The sequence below is a fragment of the Sutterella parvirubra YIT 11816 genome (assembly GCF_000250875.1).
GTDB classification, from domain to species: domain Bacteria; phylum Pseudomonadota; class Gammaproteobacteria; order Burkholderiales; family Burkholderiaceae_F; genus Sutterella; species Sutterella parvirubra.
Genome location: NZ_JH604967.1, coordinates 18,448 through 34,764, shown reverse-complemented (window position 1 = coordinate 34,764; position 16,317 = coordinate 18,448). Strand labels below are relative to the sequence as shown.

General features: G+C 66.6%; 13 protein-coding genes. 6 read left to right on the top strand and 7 right to left on the bottom strand.

The features are described 5' to 3' along the window. The 5 genes from HMPREF9440_RS05835 to dcuC form a co-directional block, all read right to left on the bottom strand. Positions 1–1,064, bottom strand: a 1,064-nt coding sequence (locus HMPREF9440_RS05835; RefSeq protein ID WP_040764049.1) for an MFS transporter, incomplete at its 3' end; no start/stop codon positions are given. Between the two features lie 84 nt (positions 1,065–1,148). Beyond that, complete coding sequence (locus HMPREF9440_RS05830; protein WP_008542403.1) at positions 1,149–2,642, bottom strand: lyase family protein; 1,494 nt, start codon at positions 2,640–2,642, stop codon at positions 1,149–1,151. 127 nt (positions 2,643–2,769) lie between these two features. Then, on the bottom strand, positions 2,770–3,981 hold the full coding sequence (locus HMPREF9440_RS05825) for a porin (protein ID WP_040764038.1): 1,212 nt from the start codon (positions 3,979–3,981) through the stop codon (positions 2,770–2,772). A 28-nt stretch (positions 3,982–4,009) separates the two neighbouring features. After that, complete coding sequence (locus HMPREF9440_RS05820) at positions 4,010–5,386, bottom strand: amidohydrolase family protein (RefSeq protein ID WP_008542399.1); 1,377 nt, start codon at positions 5,384–5,386, stop codon at positions 4,010–4,012. A 19-nt stretch (positions 5,387–5,405) separates the two neighbouring features. Continuing rightward, on the bottom strand, positions 5,406–6,689 hold the full coding sequence (dcuC, locus tag HMPREF9440_RS05815) for a C4-dicarboxylate transporter DcuC (RefSeq protein WP_008542397.1): 1,284 nt from the start codon (positions 6,687–6,689) through the stop codon (positions 5,406–5,408). Between the two features lie 301 nt (positions 6,690–6,990). Here dcuC and HMPREF9440_RS05810 point away from each other — a divergent pair, with 301 nt between their 5' ends. Then, on the top strand, positions 6,991–7,947 hold the full coding sequence (locus HMPREF9440_RS05810; protein WP_008542396.1) for a LysR family transcriptional regulator: 957 nt from the start codon (positions 6,991–6,993) through the stop codon (positions 7,945–7,947). A gap of 212 nt (positions 7,948–8,159) precedes the next feature. After that, a complete protein-coding gene (locus HMPREF9440_RS05805; protein WP_008542394.1) occupies positions 8,160–8,675 on the top strand; it encodes a hypothetical protein in 516 nt (171 codons plus the stop codon). A 55-nt stretch (positions 8,676–8,730) separates the two neighbouring features. On the opposite strand, the gene HMPREF9440_RS05800 is transcribed toward HMPREF9440_RS05805, so the two are convergent. Then, complete coding sequence (locus HMPREF9440_RS05800) at positions 8,731–9,243, bottom strand: YceD family protein (protein ID WP_008542392.1); 513 nt, start codon at positions 9,241–9,243, stop codon at positions 8,731–8,733. A 369-nt stretch (positions 9,244–9,612) separates the two neighbouring features. On the opposite strand from HMPREF9440_RS05800, the gene HMPREF9440_RS05795 reads away from it, so the two are divergent. From HMPREF9440_RS05795 to HMPREF9440_RS05785, 3 genes are read left to right on the top strand one after another with little or no spacing between them, the layout of a single operon-like run. Next, the gene (locus HMPREF9440_RS05795) at positions 9,613–10,203 is read left to right on the top strand and encodes a Maf family protein (protein WP_008542391.1); all 591 of its coding nucleotides are present in this window, start codon (positions 9,613–9,615) and stop codon (positions 10,201–10,203) included. 12 nt (positions 10,204–10,215) lie between these two features. Further along, entirely contained in the window at positions 10,216–11,085 is an 870-nt protein-coding gene (locus HMPREF9440_RS05790; RefSeq protein WP_008542390.1) for an SAM-dependent methyltransferase, read from the top strand. A 21-nt stretch (positions 11,086–11,106) separates the two neighbouring features. Next, the gene (locus tag HMPREF9440_RS05785) at positions 11,107–12,189 is read left to right on the top strand and encodes a hypothetical protein (protein ID WP_008542388.1); all 1,083 of its coding nucleotides are present in this window, start codon (positions 11,107–11,109) and stop codon (positions 12,187–12,189) included. A gap of 20 nt (positions 12,190–12,209) precedes the next feature. On the opposite strand, the gene HMPREF9440_RS05780 is transcribed toward HMPREF9440_RS05785, so the two are convergent. Then, positions 12,210–13,391: an ATP-binding protein gene (locus HMPREF9440_RS05780; RefSeq protein WP_172634290.1), complete on the bottom strand. Its 1,182-nt coding sequence runs from the start codon at positions 13,389–13,391 to the stop codon at positions 12,210–12,212. Between the two features lie 384 nt (positions 13,392–13,775). On the opposite strand from HMPREF9440_RS05780, the gene HMPREF9440_RS05775 reads away from it, so the two are divergent. Continuing rightward, the coding region (locus HMPREF9440_RS05775) for an MG2 domain-containing protein (protein WP_008542385.1) at positions 13,776–16,317 on the top strand (2,542 nt) is incomplete at its 3' end.

Genomic DNA, 16,317 nt, shown 5'->3' with positions numbered 1-16,317 from the left:
ATCCCGAAGTTGACGCTGTTGTTCCGCGACCCGAAGACCTGGGCCGTGAATCCGGGATAGACCCCCATGAAGCACCCGAAGGAGAAACCCAAGGAGAGGAGCCCCAGGTAGAAGAGCGCCGCGGCATCGGGACCAGCGAGTGAGAGCATTCCAAGCCCTGCGATCGCGACCGCGAGTCCCAACCCCAACGTCCTCACGCGCCCCAAGTAGTCCGAGGCCGCCCCGGCCGAGAGCCGCCCGAAGGTGTTGGCGAGCGCGACGAAGGAGACCGCCATCGAGGCGGCCGCGACGTCCAAACCCATTTGGGTCTTCGCGATCGTGAACCCCTGCGAGATCACCATCATGCCGGCGGTCGCGCCGCAGGTGAGAAGAAGGAGCATCGGCAGGAATTCCCGCGAGCGGAGCATCCCGCGCCAGTCGCGCTGCGCGCCTGCGGCGATGCCCGGCGTCTGCGCCGGAACGAAACCCTCGGGCCGGAAGTCCGGAGGACACGCCCGAAGCAGCAGCCCGCCCGCGACGATGACCGCACCCACCGCCGTTCCGACCAGTTCCAGTGCGGACGTGATGCCGCAGGCCGCGATCCAATGGGCGGCGACGGGCGGAAGGAGCACCGAACTGATCCCGTAGGCGCCCGTCGTGAGACCGCCCACGAGCCTGCGGCGGTCCGGGAAGAACTTCATCGTCGTGTTGACCGCCGCACCGTAGACGAGACCGAGCCCCAGTCCGAAGAAAAGCCCGTAGGTGAGGACCAGCTCCAAGACGCTCCCGGCGTGCCCGGAGAACCAGAGTCCCGCGCCCATCAAAAGCCCGCCCGCCGGAATCACGAAGCGCGGCCCGAAGCGGTCGTTCACCGCACCCCCGAAGATCATCGGGATCGGGGCGAGGCCGTTCGCAAGGCTGAAGGCGACCGCGAGGTCGCCCGGCGTCACCGGAGCGCCCGTGATGTCGGCCAAGCGCTCCGCGAGCGGCGCGGCGAAGACGGACCAGGCATAGATCGATCCGGCGAAGAGGTTGATAAGGCAGGCGACCCCGAGGAGGAACCAGCGCTTTTGAGTGAGGTTCATGGAGACTTCCGTTGTCGTGGTGAGTGGGCGGGCCGGACACCGAAGATCCGGCGTCGGCCCGCATTTTTGGGCGGGATGCGGGCCTCAGCGGGCCAACGCCTCCCGGATGGCGGCTTCGATCTTCGCGTCCGCCGCGTCCCAACGCTCGACGTAGGGACGGATCCGGTCCCGCGCGGACCCGTGAGCGTATCGCGCCGCCGTCAAAGCATCGTCAACCATCTTCGGGTTGGCGCTTCCCGTCGTCGCGCGCGCCTCGAGAATCCCGACGGGGTCGAGCGCACCGAGGAAGGAGGCTTCGTCGAGCGGGAACGCCTGAGGCACCGCCGTCGGCGTCTCGCCGGATGCGGCCCACTCGTCCCAAATCCGGGAGGCGAGCCCGTAGGTGAAGTCGGCGGGGGGCCAGCCCTCCGCACGTGCTCGGGTGACCAGATGGCTCGCGAACTTGTGGGCGCTGCGGAAGTCCATCCCGCCCAAGCGCACCATCCGGTCGGCGAGCTCCTGCGTACAGGTCCAATCCGAATTGAGCTCCTCCAGGGCGCGCTCACGGTCGACGCGAAGACTCCGCACGATCCCTGCGAAGGTCCGCAGCGTCACGCAGGCGTCGTCCGCCAACGCCTCCATCACCCGGACGTCGCGCACGTCGGCCATCCCGAGCGTAAGGTTCTGCATCCGCATGAGCACCCCCTGCGCCCCGCCGATCACGAGACCCGCGTCGCGGCGGCAGTCGTTGACGAGGCCGGGGTTTCTCTTCTGCGGCATCGCGCTCGATCGGTAGACGCCGTTCGCGTCGTCCAACCGGATCCAGGGACGCGGCTGCGCGTACTGCATCATGAAATCCGCGATGAAGGCGTTGACGTGAAGCATCGCGCTCGTGACGATCTGCGCGATTTCAAGAGGCAGATCGTTCCCCGAACACTGACCCACGTCGAAGGCGTTCGTCTGAGCGCGTGCAAACCCCAAAAGTTCCGCCAAACGCTCGACCGGCAGGGGCCAGCCCGTACCGTTCAGAACGCCCGAACCCATCGGGCAGACGTCGAACCGGTTGAGGCACTCCAGCACGCGCGTCATGTCCCGGCCGAAAACCTGGTGCTGCGCCAAAAGGTAGTGCGCGTAGAGCGTGGGCTGAGCCTGCACGCCGTTCGTGTAGGCGGGCACGACCGCGCCGCGCTCGCGCACCGCCGCGCCGAGGAGCGCCTCGTCGACTTCCAGGAGCGCCTCATGGATGCGTACGAGCCGGTCCATGTTGAGGCCCGCGTTGGCGGTCGCCAAAATGTCCTGGCTTGAGCGCCCCACGTGGAGGACGCTTGCCTCCATGCCGGCGCGCTTCAGCATCTCGGGCTCAAACGTGATGTAGAGCTCCGGACGCACGGCGCCCGGCGGTTCGGCCTCCGCCTTCATGGCGTCCAGAGCCGCAACGATCTTTCCGGCCAAAGCCGGGCTGAGCAGTCCCGCTTCCGTGTTCGCCGCGACGCACGCGCGGTTGATGCGTTGGAGCCAGTCGCAGGTATCCCTGCGGCGGCCGCCCTCTTCTTCCCTACGGTTCGGAGCCGCAACGCGCCCCATGTGCATGCCGAGCATCTTCTCCTCTTCCGTTCGTTTCGGTTGGAATCATTGTCCCGGAAGGCCCCGGCCTCTCCGGTCGGGGTCTTCCTTGAGCCTTGAGGGGCCCGCACCCGTCATGTCGGGCGCGGGCTTCCCCTCACGATTACCAGCGGTGCATGAGACCCGCGATCACTTCGTTCGCGGAGATGCTCTCCTTCTGCCAATCGGCGTCCTGCCAGAAGTAGCCGCCCACGGTGTAGACCGAGGTGCGCTTGCTCAGGGGATAGATGTACCCGAGACCGAGGTTCGCGCGGTTCATCTTGTTCTGACGGTCGAGGTTCAGGTTTTCGGCGTTGGCGTAGCCGAGCGAAGCCTTCACCGTGCCGCCCGCGGCCTTGAAGTCGACGCCGGTCGAGAGGGCCCACGCCTCAAAGCCCATCTGAGGCGTCGTCTGACCGAAGGCCATCGAAGCGACTTCCTTCGTGGAGTAGCCGCCGATCCAGGGCATGTTCTTCATGTACTGAACCGTACCGTAGAACTTGAAGGCGTCGAACGCATAGTGCCCGCCCACGAGCACCTTGTAGGCGTCGTGACCATAGGTGGCCTTGGGGTTCGCGGCCTTCGCCGCGGCGTCGAGGCAGTCGACGGCCGCCGCGAGGTAGTAGCGCTCGCCCTGAAGCGTGGCGCCCACCGCCCACCAACGGTTGGTCTTCGAGGTGCCTTCCTCCGTGTCGTCGTTCGCGCTCTTGAAGGAATACTGGGCATGGAAGCGCAGACCGTTCATCTCGGGCGAGATGTAGTGGATCATGTTGTCGTGGCGGGCGTTCGCAAGCGTCCCCGAGAACTTCCAACCGCCCGTCATGTTGCCCCAGCCCGCACCGAACGGATTCACCTTGCTGTTGAAGATCCCGGTCGTCCCGGACCCGGTCGTCAAGGCCGGCATGCGGCCGAATTTGATGAGGCCCCACGTCTTCGAGTCGATCCCGACCGAGGATTCGCGCTCGAAGAACGGCTTCACGCTGCCGCCGTAGAGGGTGCCGTCGTCCGCCAAAAAGCCCGACTCCAGATGGAAGACGACTCGCGTGTCGTCATTGAGCTGTTCGGCGCCGCGCATCCCCCAGGTCGAGACGTTGCCGGTACCCTGCGTGAACGAATTCTTCTTCCCGGCGCGCGCCACGTACCCGTCCTCATCGACGTTTTGCGGGGCGTTGATGCTCTGCCCCGCGGGGCCGGCCATACCGGCGTTGAGGTCTTCGTGGAGGTAGGCGAGGCCCTGGTCGAGGAAGCCGAAAAGCTGGATGTCGGCAGCCGAAGCGGAAAGCGCGGAAAGGCCGAAAACGGCGGCGACGGCCGCACGAAGGCGAAGTTGGGTCATGTTGATTCTCCTGATGGGTTTCATGGGGTCAATGGAGTGCGGGCACGATGCCGGGCAGGATCCGTGCCTCAAGATTTCTGCGGAGAGCGGCCTCCCGGCCTTCCGCCGTGGTGAGGAGCGTGCCGGGCGCGTGCTGCACGACGCCGCTATGAAGAACGAAGCGGCCGCCGACCAACGTGTGGACGGCGCGGCGCACGACGGGGTCGTAGAGCGTGAGGTCCGCGTCCATCCCGGGTCGAAGCCCGCCTTTGGTCGTGAGTCCGAGCATCCGAGCGGGATTGAGGGAGGTCTTCCGGGCGAATTCGACCGGCGTCATCGCACCGAGCGACACCAGCTGAAGTCCGTTTTCCAAAATGACGTTCCGGGGAATGCCGCCCCCGTCGGTGCTGACCGCATCGACGAGGAAGGTGCCGTCCGGGCGCTTCTGCGTCGCGAAGAACGCTCTGGAGAGAAGCGGATTCACGCCGTCGAACGAGCCGTCCACCTTCTCGCGGTGTTCGCGGAAGTACGCGACGCCCGCTTCGCCCCCGAGGAGCGTGACGTCGTCGACGGAGGGGTGGAGCACGGCGAGCACCCCGGCGCGGACCGCGTCCTCGATGCCGAGGGCGGTCGGCGCGAAGCCGAAGCGCGCGAGCGTCCCCCTCGTGATCGCCGAGAGGGGATTCCCGGCGGCGTCGCAGTTGAGGGGCGCCCCGTTTCGCGCCGAGAGATAGCTCTCGGTCGTGAATTCCGGGTGCGCGAGGATCAGCTTTTCGGCTAGCGCGCACTCTTCCAAAACGGAATGCACTCGGCCGCGGCAGTAGGCGTTCAGGTGAGGGAGGTGCAGCGGATGCCCGCCCGCGATCTCACCCAATTCGAGGAGTCCCTCGATGTCGGAGCCGTGCGCGGTCGTGCCCGCGTGCCAGGCCATGTAGCAGCGCATCTCGTCGGCGGCCTCCACCATGCGGGCGGAGGCTTCGGGCGTGAGCGGAAAGTGCCCGCCCAAGAGCTTGACGCCCAAGGCGCCCGCCCGGCGTGACGCGGTGATGAAGTCGAGAAACTCGCCCTTCGCCGCATCGTTGCCCGAAAGGTTGCGTCCGGGAAGGACGGCGTTGAGCGTCCCGACGTTGATCCCGACCCGGGCGCGGGCGAAGTCGTCCAGAAGCCCCTCGGCCGGGCCCGCCATGTCGAGCGCGGTCGTTACACCCGCACGCGCGACCATCGCGTAGCTCGCGGGCTGGATGGCGAGGTGAACGTGCGTGTCGATGATGCCGGGCTGCGCGTGAAGTCCGTAGCAGCGGACGACCGTCCTGGCGGAACCGGTGGGCTCGACGAACTTCCCGTCTTCGACGGCGATGTCGCCCTGACGCACGCGGTCCGATTCCGGGTCGACGATCATCACGTCGCGAAGAAGAAGGTCATGCATGGTGCTCTCCTCGCGGAAATCAGACCAACACCAGAGCCGCGGCGACGAGCGCGACGAGCATGCCGGGGAAGAGGCGCTTCATGACCGCGAAGGGGTCCGCACCGGCCATCCCGGCGACGATGATGATGGCGCCCGCCAAGGGGCTCGCCGTGCGGCCGAACTGACCGGCCATGATGGCGAGAAGACCGAGCGATTCGGGGTCCATGCCGAAGCTCGCGGCCTCGGGCGTGACGGCCTGGTTGAAGGCCCAAATCGCCGCTTCACCCGAGCCCGTGCCGACCGCCATCAGGAAGGGACCGAAGGCGGCGCCCCAACGGGCGAATTCGTTCGAGCCCTTGAGAAGGTCGATGAAGGCCGCGACGGTGCCCGTCGCCTGAAGACCGGCCGCGAAGACGCCCGCGGCCACGATGAGGCCGATCACCTGCGCGTAGCCGGTGCCGCAGCCCTTGAAGAAGGCCTTCGAGAGTTCGCTCGGATTCGTGAGCGTGACGGCGGCGATGAAGACGACGCCCATGATCATCGCGGGGACGACGCCGACGCCCGCCTTCGGGAACCAGATCGACGCGGCGAGAAGAATGCAGAGCGGAACGAGCGGCGCGATCGCCTTCAGGGGATTGACCTTGAACGCTTCATCGCTCTGCGCCTTCTCGGCCTGCCCCATCGCCGCGGCGGCTTCCTCATGCGCGAGATGATCCTTATTCTTCACGATCATGATCGCGGCGTTGACGGCTCCGGAGATGAACACGAGCCCGACGATGTAGGGCGCGGCCCAGATGATGAAGTCCATCACGCCCATCTTCGCCATTTCGGCGACGTAGATGTCGTGCGCGCAGCCGGGGTTCAAAAGGAGCCCCGCCATCGTGCCGCCGCCCACCGCGGCGGCCGCGGCCGCCGGACGGATCCCGGCGCGAAGCAGCAGCGGAATGAAGGTCGCGCCCGCCGTCGCGGCGGTGCCCGCAGCGGACATGACCGCGATGTTGATGAGGAAGGTGAGGATCGTAGCGGCCGGAATGAGAAAGCCGCCCAGCTTCTTCATCGGGGCCGCTACGGCCGCGACGAGGTGCTGGTCGCACTTCGAGACCTGAACGGCGACGGCGAAGCCCATCGCGGTGCAGATGGCCGGCACGAGCGTGACGTTCGTCATGCCTTTGATGAACGAATCGAATGCCTTCATGGGCGCTTCCGACGCGGCGCAGAGCACGAACCCCGCCACGACGAGCAGCATGCGCGTCTCGTAACGTTTGACGAGTCCGATGACGATGAGAATGATGGACGCGATCGCGAGCCAGATCTGCCAGGTCATGATCGTTGTTCTCCTGTTTGCCTTTTTGTCCTTCAAGGCAATTGATTTGCTGTTCAAGGGTCAAGCGGCGTCCCCAACGGCTCCGGGACGACCGCGCGGGAGGAAGTCTGACGCGGAGAATTCGATCAATAAAGGCAACAGATGACAGCGACTCGTTGCGCTGTGTGCAATAATTTTTACCCCAACAGGGTTATCCACCATGGAAGTGCCTTGAATTTTCAGTAAATTCTTCATGCAACATTCGCACCGAAGCGTTGCGTATGAAGAAACATTCAAGGGAAAAACCTAGGCGGTATTCATCATGTCGAGGACCGACGATTTGGCCGTTTGGCGAATCTTCTGCGAGGTCGCCCGTTCGGGCGGCGTGCACGCGGCCTGCGAAACCCTGAACTGCGAGCCGAGCACGGTGAGCCGCGCCCTGAAGGCGATCGAGGCTGAGATCGGCGCGCCGCTATTCCGGCGCGACGGCCGCAACATCAGGCTCACCGAACTCGGTCGGCGCGCGCAGGTGAAGGCGAACGAACTGCTCGACGCGCACCAGACCATGCTCCAGGACCTCAGGGGCGACCGAAACGCGCTCTCGGGCACGATCCGTCTGGCCGCCCACGCCGGGATCAGCTCGATTGAAATCACGCCGTGCCTCATCGAATTCCGGAAGGTCTATCCCGACATCACGCTCGAACTCCACGACCTCAGCCGTCTGATTCCCGACATCTTCCTGACCCCCGACGGTCCTCAGATCGACATGACGGTGGGCTACGGTCCCGACCGCCCGATCGAGGGACTCGTGTCGCGCCATTTGGGCGAGATGCCCTTCATCTGCTGCGCCTCACCCCTCTACATCCGTCAGCACGGCGAGCCGCACCATCCTTCGGAGTGCATCGAACACACGGGGATCCTCGTCAATTCGCCCACCCGCGTCGCGACGAAGGAGCTCTCGCGCGACGGCATGTCCGTCCCGCTCCACTGGAAGAATTCGATGACCTTCAAGAACCTGATGGCCGTGCGCTCCGCGGCCGCGTTGGGCGCAGGGATCGTCCCCGACCTGCCGCTCTTTCACGCGGTCGAAGCGCTGAAGTCGGGACAGTTGGTCCCCGTCATGAACGGTTGGCGGTGCAAGTCCGCCTCGTGCTTCATCTTCGCCACCGAAGAGGCCTACGAGAAGCGCCGCGTTCGCGTCCTCATGGACTGGCTCACCGAGCACGAGCGCCGCTCGCTCGCGAAGCTGCGGGAGGACTTTCCGGAGTTCTACGGCTGATCCGCCGGAACTTCATTCCCGGACCCAAAGACTGTTTTCGGGCGCCGTGAGTCTGTACCGCAGGTTCTGACCTCTAATCCGAGGGGCAGACAGACGAAAAGGTCGAGGCGAAACCCCGACCTTTTCAGAAACCACACCAGGTCAAGAGCCCATCGAGACGCCTACGCTCCGACACGTCTGCCGCAACGCGCACCCAAGGCTTAACTGGGCTGTTGTGGGTGAATCGGCTGCGCCCGTGGAAGACGGCAGACGCGATTTTCGGACCGGGCGACGAAGACGCCACGCTGAAGGCTCTCCGGCGCCTCCGTTGGGACGAAGGAAAGGTCTTTCAGAGCGTCGAGGGAGACTTCGACTACCGGGACCTCTTCGACCCGAACGACGAGATCCGGAACATCCGCGAGAACGAAGGAGATACCTTTCTTGGCGGCAGGACCCGACTCGTGACGGAATACGAAGAGGCGCTCTTCGGCTCGGACCTCATCGCGTACGGCGCCTTCAAAATGACGGACCTCGAACTCAGCAGGCGGCTCGGCAAGCTCAACACGGTCGAGAAGCTCCGCACGGCCTGGCGAAGCAACACGGCCGCCGTGAGCCGCCCCTTCCCGGTGCCGGGCTCGCTCACGCACTGTCCGGTCTGCCGCAAGACGGCGATCCGCCGACCCCAAGACGTCGGCCCCGTCGAATGGAGGTGCCCGACCTGCGGCGTCCGCCTGAAGCTCGCCTGGTAGAGGCGCCGCCTCGCCAAAAGCATTGCGGGTCCCGCTTGGGGACCCGCACGCACAATTACTTGTTCGTCTTCAACGCCGCCAGCGCCGCGAAGGGATTGGGCTTCTCGCTCTCGACGGCCGCCTCGCCCTCTTCGTCGTGCCAAAGCTCTTCGGCCGCGCAGTCCGCGTGCTCGGCGCGCCCCGGGAGCGAGAGGATCGCCTCTTCCGCGACCCACGCCGCGACGTCGAAGCGCGTGCTCCCGACGGTGACCTCTTCGTCCTCGCCGTCTTCGTCGACGGGGATGGCGTTCGCCTCCTCTTCGCTCTTCACGAAGAGGAACACCGCCTCGTTGTCGGCTTCGACCGGCACCGCACCGTTGCAGCGCGCGCAGGGCATGAAGAGGTCGGACTCGATCATGAGGCGCGCGGCCGGCCGCCCGCGGATTTCGCCCAAGCCCTCGGCTTCGAAGCGCACTTCGCCCTCGTCGTTCGCGAGAAAGCTCGCGAGCTCGCCCAGTTCGGAAACCTTGAAGGCGCCTTCCAGGCGGCCGCGGTTTCGGGCGAAGTCAAAGATGTCGATCGTTTCCATGGGGCTGAGCTCCGGAGGGTCTGATAAGGCGCGGGACGGATTCGGGCGGGAAAGACGCCGTCCGTCCTTGGTTGTTCGGGGTGCAAGGATACCGCATTGCCGACGCTCTTCCGAGTGTCGCTCCCTTGAGAAGCAAACCCCCGAACCTTTCGGAACGGGGGCCGCACTGTCGCTGCGGAGGGCTGCCAATCCGGCTCCGCAGAGGCCGGCTCCTCAGAGAGACCGGACTTAAGCCCGACGGGCAAGGCGCCCGGAGCGGGAGACGAAGTCATCCTATCGGGGACTTGGTCGGCCGTCAATCATGCGGTTGGGAACGAATTTCCGGCCGGCACGGTGCGCGCACCGACTTTCATTAGAATTGTGCGCATCATGACGCACACTCTCTATCTCGCTTCGAGCTCGCGCTACCGCCGCGAGCTCCTCGACCGTCTCGGCTGCGAATACGCCGCCGAGTCCCCCGACATCGACGAATCCTCGCGCCCGGGCGAAACGCCCAAGGACACGGCGCTGCGCCTGGCGGAAGCCAAGGCCCGCGCGATCTGGGAAAAGCATCCCGGCTCGGTCGTGATCGGCTCGGACCAGGTGGCGGACCTGAAGGGCGAAAAGCTCGGCAAGCCCCACACGGTTGAAAACGCCGTCGCGCAACTCATGCGCATGCAGGGCAACGAAGTCGTCTTCTACACGGCCTTGGCCGTCGTCGACGCCGAAGGGAAGGCCGAGAGCCTCCTTTCCGCCACGCACGTGAAGCTGCGCGCGCTTTCTGAAGACACGATCCGCGCCTACGTCGAGCGCGAAATGCCGCTCGACTGCGCCGGCGCCGCCAAGATCGAAAAGCTCGGGATCGCGCTGATGGAATCCGTTTCGTCCGACGACCCGACGAGCCTGATCGGCCTTCCCCTGATGAAGCTCACGACGCTTCTCGCCCGCGCGGGCGTGGAAGTGCTCCCCGGCATCCGCTGATTCCCGAGCACCATGTCCGGCACGCTCTACCTTCTTCCGAACCTCATCAGCGAGGGGACGCTCGGCGCCGCCATTCCGCCCCTGGTGCTGGAGCGCGTGCGCTCGGTGCGCGTCTTCTTCGTCGAAGCCGCGAAGACCGCCCGCGCAACCCTGAAGCTCTACGGGCACCCGGGTCCCATCGCGAATCTCGCCATCACCGAGATCGGCCACGACCCGGACCCGGCGTCGGTGGACGCTTGGCTCGCGCCCGTCCTGGCGGGTGAGGACGCCGCGGTGCTTTCGGAATCAGGCTGCCCCGGCATCGCCGACCCGGGCGCGCAGATCGTCGCGCGGGCGCAGGAGTTGGGCGTGCGGGTCGTGCCTTGGGTGGGCCCCTCGTCGATTCTCATGACGCTGATGGCGTCGGGCTTGGACGGCCAGCGCTTTCGCTTCACGGGGTACCTCCCCGTCCATGCGGACGAGCGGCGCGAGGCCGTCAAGGGCCTCGAAGCCGCGAGCCGCGCTTCCGAGACCCAGCTCTTCATCGAGACCCCGTACCGGAACGGGGCGATGCTCTCGACGCTCCTTGAAACGCTTCACCCCGAGACGCGCCTTTGCGTCGCGACGGACGTCACGGGCGCGTCGGAGTCGATCCGCACGCTCACGGTGCGCGCCTGGAAGGCGCTCCCCGAGGACGCCCGGACGCTTCCCAAACTCCCGACGGTCTTCGCGCTCCTTGCGCGCCCCTCGGCCGCGCCGCCCCGCTACGCGCCCGACGCCGCGGGAAAGACGTCCCAGAAGACCGTCAAGACCCTCAAGACGGCGGGATCAAAGCCCAAAAAGCCCTTCCACGCCTCCAAACCCAAGACCCCGGCTCGCGGAAATCCCAAAGCGCGCCGATAATGGGCTTGTGGAGGGAACGGAATGAACGAACTTCTGGGCACGCTCACGGCCAAACTCAGCACGCCGCAGGGATTGATCATTGCGGCGCTGGGGGCGTTCATCCTCGTGACGCTCCTCGTGAGCTTCGCGGTCTTCCGGATGATCTTCCGGAAGAAGTCGGACGCCCGCGACGTACCCCGCATTCCGGTCGACCCCCTCACCGACGAAGAAGAGGACGAAGGGGAGACCGGCGGCCCCTGGAAGAAGGCCCCGATCGCGCTTGCGCGGCTTCGCTTCGGGATGGCGCCCTTTGAGCTCCCCCAGGAACCGCAGCTGACGCCTCCGCACGCCGCGCCGGTTCAGGAGCCCCAACCCGTCCAGGCCCATCAAGTGCAGCAGGCTCCGTACGCCGAACCCCTCCGACCGGCTCAGCCGGTTCAGGCGGTTCAGCATCCGCAACCCGCCCCGCAGCCGCTCCCGCGCCTCCTCTACACGCTCCCCTTCCAGTCGCGGCGGAGCCTTCGGCCCGCGCACGCCGACATCTGCGGGATGGGGATCGAAGCCGTCTTCTTCCCGCCCGAAGAGGCCGCCGCGGACACGGATCCGGCGCGGCGGCTCGTGCCCTTCCTGCCTGCGGGCGTCGGCAGGGTGCTGACGACCGAGGGCGACGGCGTGCGCTTCCGCATGGGTGAATTGGTGGCGGAACCCGACGCCGTGATCGAACTCCCCGCGGGACTCATCATTTTGGAAGTGAAGCCCAAGGGGGGACGCCCCGACGATCCCCTCAACTGGGCGCAGACGATCCGCGAGAAGGATCTTCTCCAGACCCTCGCGGCGGCGATCGCCGCCGCGCACCAAACGGGCCGCCCGGCGGCCGCGGTGCTCCGGACGACGAACGCCGTCTACTTCCTTCGCCCCGGCCCCGCCGCGGTGAAGTTCCTGGCGGACGCGATCGAACCCGCGCACGAGCTCTGGCGGGCGACGAGCGGAGACGACCGTCCCGGGATCGCCGCGCTCGACTTCGCGGCGATCGTCGCCGCGCCCTTCGCACGCCGCTGGCCCAAGCCCGAGCACGAGGGGCACCGCGACGGGCGCGAGCGGCACAAGGCGATGCTGCAGCCGTAGCGGCGCCCGGATCTTGAGCCTTATTTCGGCGCGCGCCCGCCGACCAGGCGGTAGCGCTGCTTCGGACTCTTCGGTCTCTCGGCGGCTTCAATCAGGCCGCGCAGCTTGAGATCCCGCAGCTTCGAGAAGACGGTGTTGCGGGAGAGCCCGGAGCGCGCCATGATTTCCGCGACGGACATGCCGCCGGTTTTCTCCAACTCGGAGATCAGGGCCGCTTTGAAGTCGGCCCACGGCTTGCCGCCGCGTTCTTCCTCTGCAGGACTTCGCTTAAAGAAGGTGATCCGGAAGGCGGTGCCGAAATCCCGGAGTTCCGGCTCAGGCATCGAGGCTTCCTGCAGTGCCGCCCTGATCCGCGGCAGTCCCGTGCCGAGGTTTTCGACGACGCAGCCGGGCGCCTCGCCGGGACGCCCGCAAGGCGTGCTGCCCAACAGTTGAGACAACCTCACGTTTCGGGCCGCGGAAATGCCGTGCTGGAGGCTGCTCAACGACGCCGCCCCGTACAAACCGCCGGGATTCAGAATCTCGAGCCTGTCGGCAAAGAGGTTGATCTGCACCTGAGCGCCCCTGGCGCCCGGCGAATAGTCTCGGTGTTGGAGCGCATTGACGATCGCCTCCCGGCAGGCCGGGAGGAGATGCTCCGGGATATCGTGCTCCCGGAGCAATTCGAGCGAACGCTCGAGCATTTCGGGGATGGCGCCGTTGACGGTCTGCGTCCCCGAATGCCGAACGCCGTCGAGGTGCGCCTTCGTCACGCCGGGATATGCGGTGAAGGTGACGTTGAGGCGCGGGAAAAACTCCTGCGGGAAGAAACCGGCCGCCAACAAGCCCGCCAGCGTCGGAACGTACCGGCCGCTCTCCTCGGGATCCTCGGCGACAGCGCCGAGTTTGACCAGAACGTCCATGCGGTCCGCCTTCCCGAAGATTCGCGGCGCGATTCCGCGGGTGCGTTCGACGACGGCATCGAGAACGGCCTGGTCCAAATCATCCATGGACGCCTCGAAGACCGGTTCCTGATCATGCGCGAGCACCCGACGGCGCCCGCGAAGCCGCTCGACTTCACAGGCCGTCGGCCGGTTGTCGCCGCGGTCGGCGCATGCCGAAACGTCGGCGCCGGGCCGCGCCGTGCGTTCAACGGCGGCCTGAAGATCTGCGGGAAGATGCTGCATGGCGAAACCTCGATGGCGAATCCCTGCCTCTTCCAACGGAAGAGGTCGTCTGTGACGTGCGTGAGCCCTACCAAAACACGTTCAACTGTACAAGCAAGTGTACTCCTTGAATACGCACTTTCCCTTCAAGAAATAAAAGCAAGAAATTCCCAACCAAAGCGGAACGAACGCACAAAGACCGCACCATCCAAGACCCAGGCACACTCCAGAGTACACTTCAGAATACGGTTTGAAGTACAGCTCAAGGTACGGTTCCCGATCGAAGCGCCGACCGACAGGAGCGACGGCTCTCTCGTCGAGAGTGCCCACCCCCACTACCCTTTGTTGCAATCCTTCAGGCGCTTTTTACGCCGACTCCGCAAGCCCCCCGCGCCGCCCCGCTATGCTTGGAGGACAGACACCAACCTCTTGGGGGCATCCATGTCCGTTTTCCCGCTCCGGGCTCAGCGCCTCTCCGCGGCCGTCGCCGCGGCTCTTCTCCTCCCCCTCACGACCGCCTTCCAGACCGCAGAAGCCGCTCAGACGCCTCCCGAACCCCAGAGCCCCGGCGCCGCGCAGTCCGCTCCCCAGAAGACCGAACAAGGCATCCCGCTCGCGCCCGCCGCGATGATTCACGGCGCGAATCCCTTCGCCCCCGTTTCGATTACGTTCACGCCCGACGTCAAGGCCTGCGAGGCGCGGTTCGGGCGCGACGCCGTTTCGCGCTGCCGCTTCAGCTTCGCGCGCGCGGGCACGCCCGAAAAGGCCGTGAAACTCGCGCCCGCCCACCCGGGCCAGTGGCGCTGGACCGGCCCGATGACGCTCACCTTCACGCCGACCGAACCCTGGCCCGCCGGGAAGGCCTTCAAGGCCGACTTCTCCGGTCTCGCCGCTCCCGTCGGGAGCCGCGTGACGGCGAAAAGCGCCGGCTTCTCGACGCCGCCTCTCTCCGCCACCTACACGTCGCTCACGCTCTGGATGGACCCGAAGGCCGAGGGCGAGCGCGTCCTCACGATGGACGCGGGCTTCACCGCGAAGCCCGACCGCGCCGCCTTTGAAAAGGCCTTCCGGGTGGAGACGGAAGGCGCCTCAGCCTCCAAAACGACGACCACCAAGACCGCTCCCCGCTTCGGGAAGCCCGTCTTCCTCTGGGCCGAAAACGGCCTTTCCGTCTACGTGCGGATACCCGTCGCGGCATTGGGCGCCGATCCCGTCGTCGTCACCGTGACGGCGCCGGGCATCGCCGGGCGCGTCACGATGGACCCGAAGACCGGGAAGTGGTCAGTGCCGAAGGGGTTCGCCGACATGAAGGCCTCCACCCCCATCCCCGGCACGGCGACCCTCATGAGTGCGGAACTCCTCGGCACCGAGCCCGTGCAGAACGAAAAGCTGGAGAGCCGCTACGAGATCACGGTGAGGACGAGCCTGCGCGTCACGCCCGAAGCTTTGCGGAAGGTGCTTGAAGTGCGGGAGCTGCCCTTGAAGCTCGACCCCGACGCGCCCCGCACGACAGACTGGACCGGCGCGGCGAGGATCGATGAGGCCGTTTGGGCGAAGTCCTCCCCCGTCGCCTTTGAGACGATGGGGACGCCCGGCGCCGCCGCGGTCGAGCACCGCATCCGCATTGCGGGCGAGGCCGGCCGCTTCGTCGCGGTGCGGCTCCCCAAAGGATTCGGCGCCGCGCCCTACGGGTTGGCGGAGGACTTCTGCCGCGCAACGCTCCTTCCCGAAACCCGCCCCGACGTGCGGCTTTTGAACGCCGGGGCGCTCATCACGCGCGAGGGCGCGGGCGCGCTCTCGATCGCGATATCCGGCATCGACGCCCTCGACTGGAAGCTCTCCCGCATTGAGGACGACTTCACGATTCTGGCGCTCGAAGGCTACGAGGCGCTCCGCAACCCGCGGGGAATGGAAGAGCGCAGCACCCCGATGAAGTCGGGGCGGATCCGCGTCGAGAAGTCCCCCGACGCGGCCTTTGCGTCGCTCAACCTGCGCGAAGCGGTCGAGGCGAAGGGCCCCGGGCTCTACACGCTTGAACTCACCGGGATGGTGAAGAACGACGAAGCCTCGGTGAAGGCGGGCGGCCCCGAGTACGTCCCCGTCACGATGGAGACGCGCCGCATCCTCATGAGCGACCTCGCGGTTTTGGCGAAGAAGAACGCCGACGAGACGATGACGGTGTTCGTGTCGGATCTCGTGAAGGAAGTCCCGGTCGACGCCGCCCGCGTGAAGCTTCTGGGGGCGAACGGGAAGCCCGTCGCGGACGTCCTGACCGACAAGACGGGCCGCGCCGACCTCCCGACGATCCGCGGGCTGGAGCGCGAAAAGCGCCCGGTCGCGATCATGGTTGAGCGGGCGTCGGGCGACGTCGCGTGGCTCTCGGTGACGGACCCCTCAACCCTGGAGCGCTGGCAGACCGAAGCGCTCCGCTTCGGCGGCCGTCAGACCGCCTCGGAAGAGCGCGAGCTCGGACTCGCGCTCTCGGCCGCCGCGCAGACCGACCGCGGCGTCTACCGCCCCGGGGAAACCATCCGTTGGAGCGCGGTCGTGCGGGATGCCGACGGCCGGAAGGTTCCGGCGGAACTTCCCCTGAAGCTCCGCGTCACGAGCTTTGAAGGCGAAATCCTTTTGGACGAACCCGTGACGCCGGGGAACGGCCTCGTCGTGCGTGACGTCAAGATCCCCGAAGGGATTTCGGGCCGCGTGCGCCTGGAGCTGGTCTCGGGCCGCTGGAACGTTCTCGCGTCGAACGTCGCCGCCGTGGAGGCGTTCGAACCCGAAACGATGCGCCTCACCGCCCCCGCCTCACCCGCGGGGTGGAAGGTCGTGGACGCGGACGTTCTGTCGCTGCCGCTCGAAGCGCGCCACGCCGCGGGGAGCGCGGCGGAAGGCCTCACCCTCTCCGGGCACGCCCAGATCATGCCCTTGACGGCCGGGCCGATGCCCGGGAACGCCGACTTCGCGGTCGCGCCCCCGACGGGCG

What these genes read in the sequence shown, in the direction of transcription:
- HMPREF9440_RS05825 (WP_040764038.1), bottom strand. Translation starts at nt 3,981, where the DNA reads ATGACCCAACTTCGCCTTCGTGCGGCCGTCGCCGCCGTTTTCGGCCTT.
- HMPREF9440_RS05790 (WP_008542390.1), top strand. Translation starts at nt 10,216, where the DNA reads ATGTCCGGCACGCTCTACCTTCTTCCGAACCTCATCAGCGAGGGGACG.
- HMPREF9440_RS05830 (WP_008542403.1), bottom strand. Translation starts at nt 2,642, where the DNA reads ATGCTCGGCATGCACATGGGGCGCGTTGCGGCTCCGAACCGTAGGGAA.
- HMPREF9440_RS05795 (WP_008542391.1), top strand. Translation starts at nt 9,613, where the DNA reads ATGACGCACACTCTCTATCTCGCTTCGAGCTCGCGCTACCGCCGCGAG.
- HMPREF9440_RS05820 (WP_008542399.1), bottom strand. Translation starts at nt 5,386, where the DNA reads ATGCATGACCTTCTTCTTCGCGACGTGATGATCGTCGACCCGGAATCG.
- HMPREF9440_RS05810 (WP_008542396.1), top strand. Translation starts at nt 6,991, where the DNA reads ATGTCGAGGACCGACGATTTGGCCGTTTGGCGAATCTTCTGCGAGGTC.
- dcuC (WP_008542397.1), bottom strand. Translation starts at nt 6,689, where the DNA reads ATGACCTGGCAGATCTGGCTCGCGATCGCGTCCATCATTCTCATCGTC.
- HMPREF9440_RS05785 (WP_008542388.1), top strand. Translation starts at nt 11,107, where the DNA reads ATGAACGAACTTCTGGGCACGCTCACGGCCAAACTCAGCACGCCGCAG.
- HMPREF9440_RS05800 (WP_008542392.1), bottom strand. Translation starts at nt 9,243, where the DNA reads ATGGAAACGATCGACATCTTTGACTTCGCCCGAAACCGCGGCCGCCTG.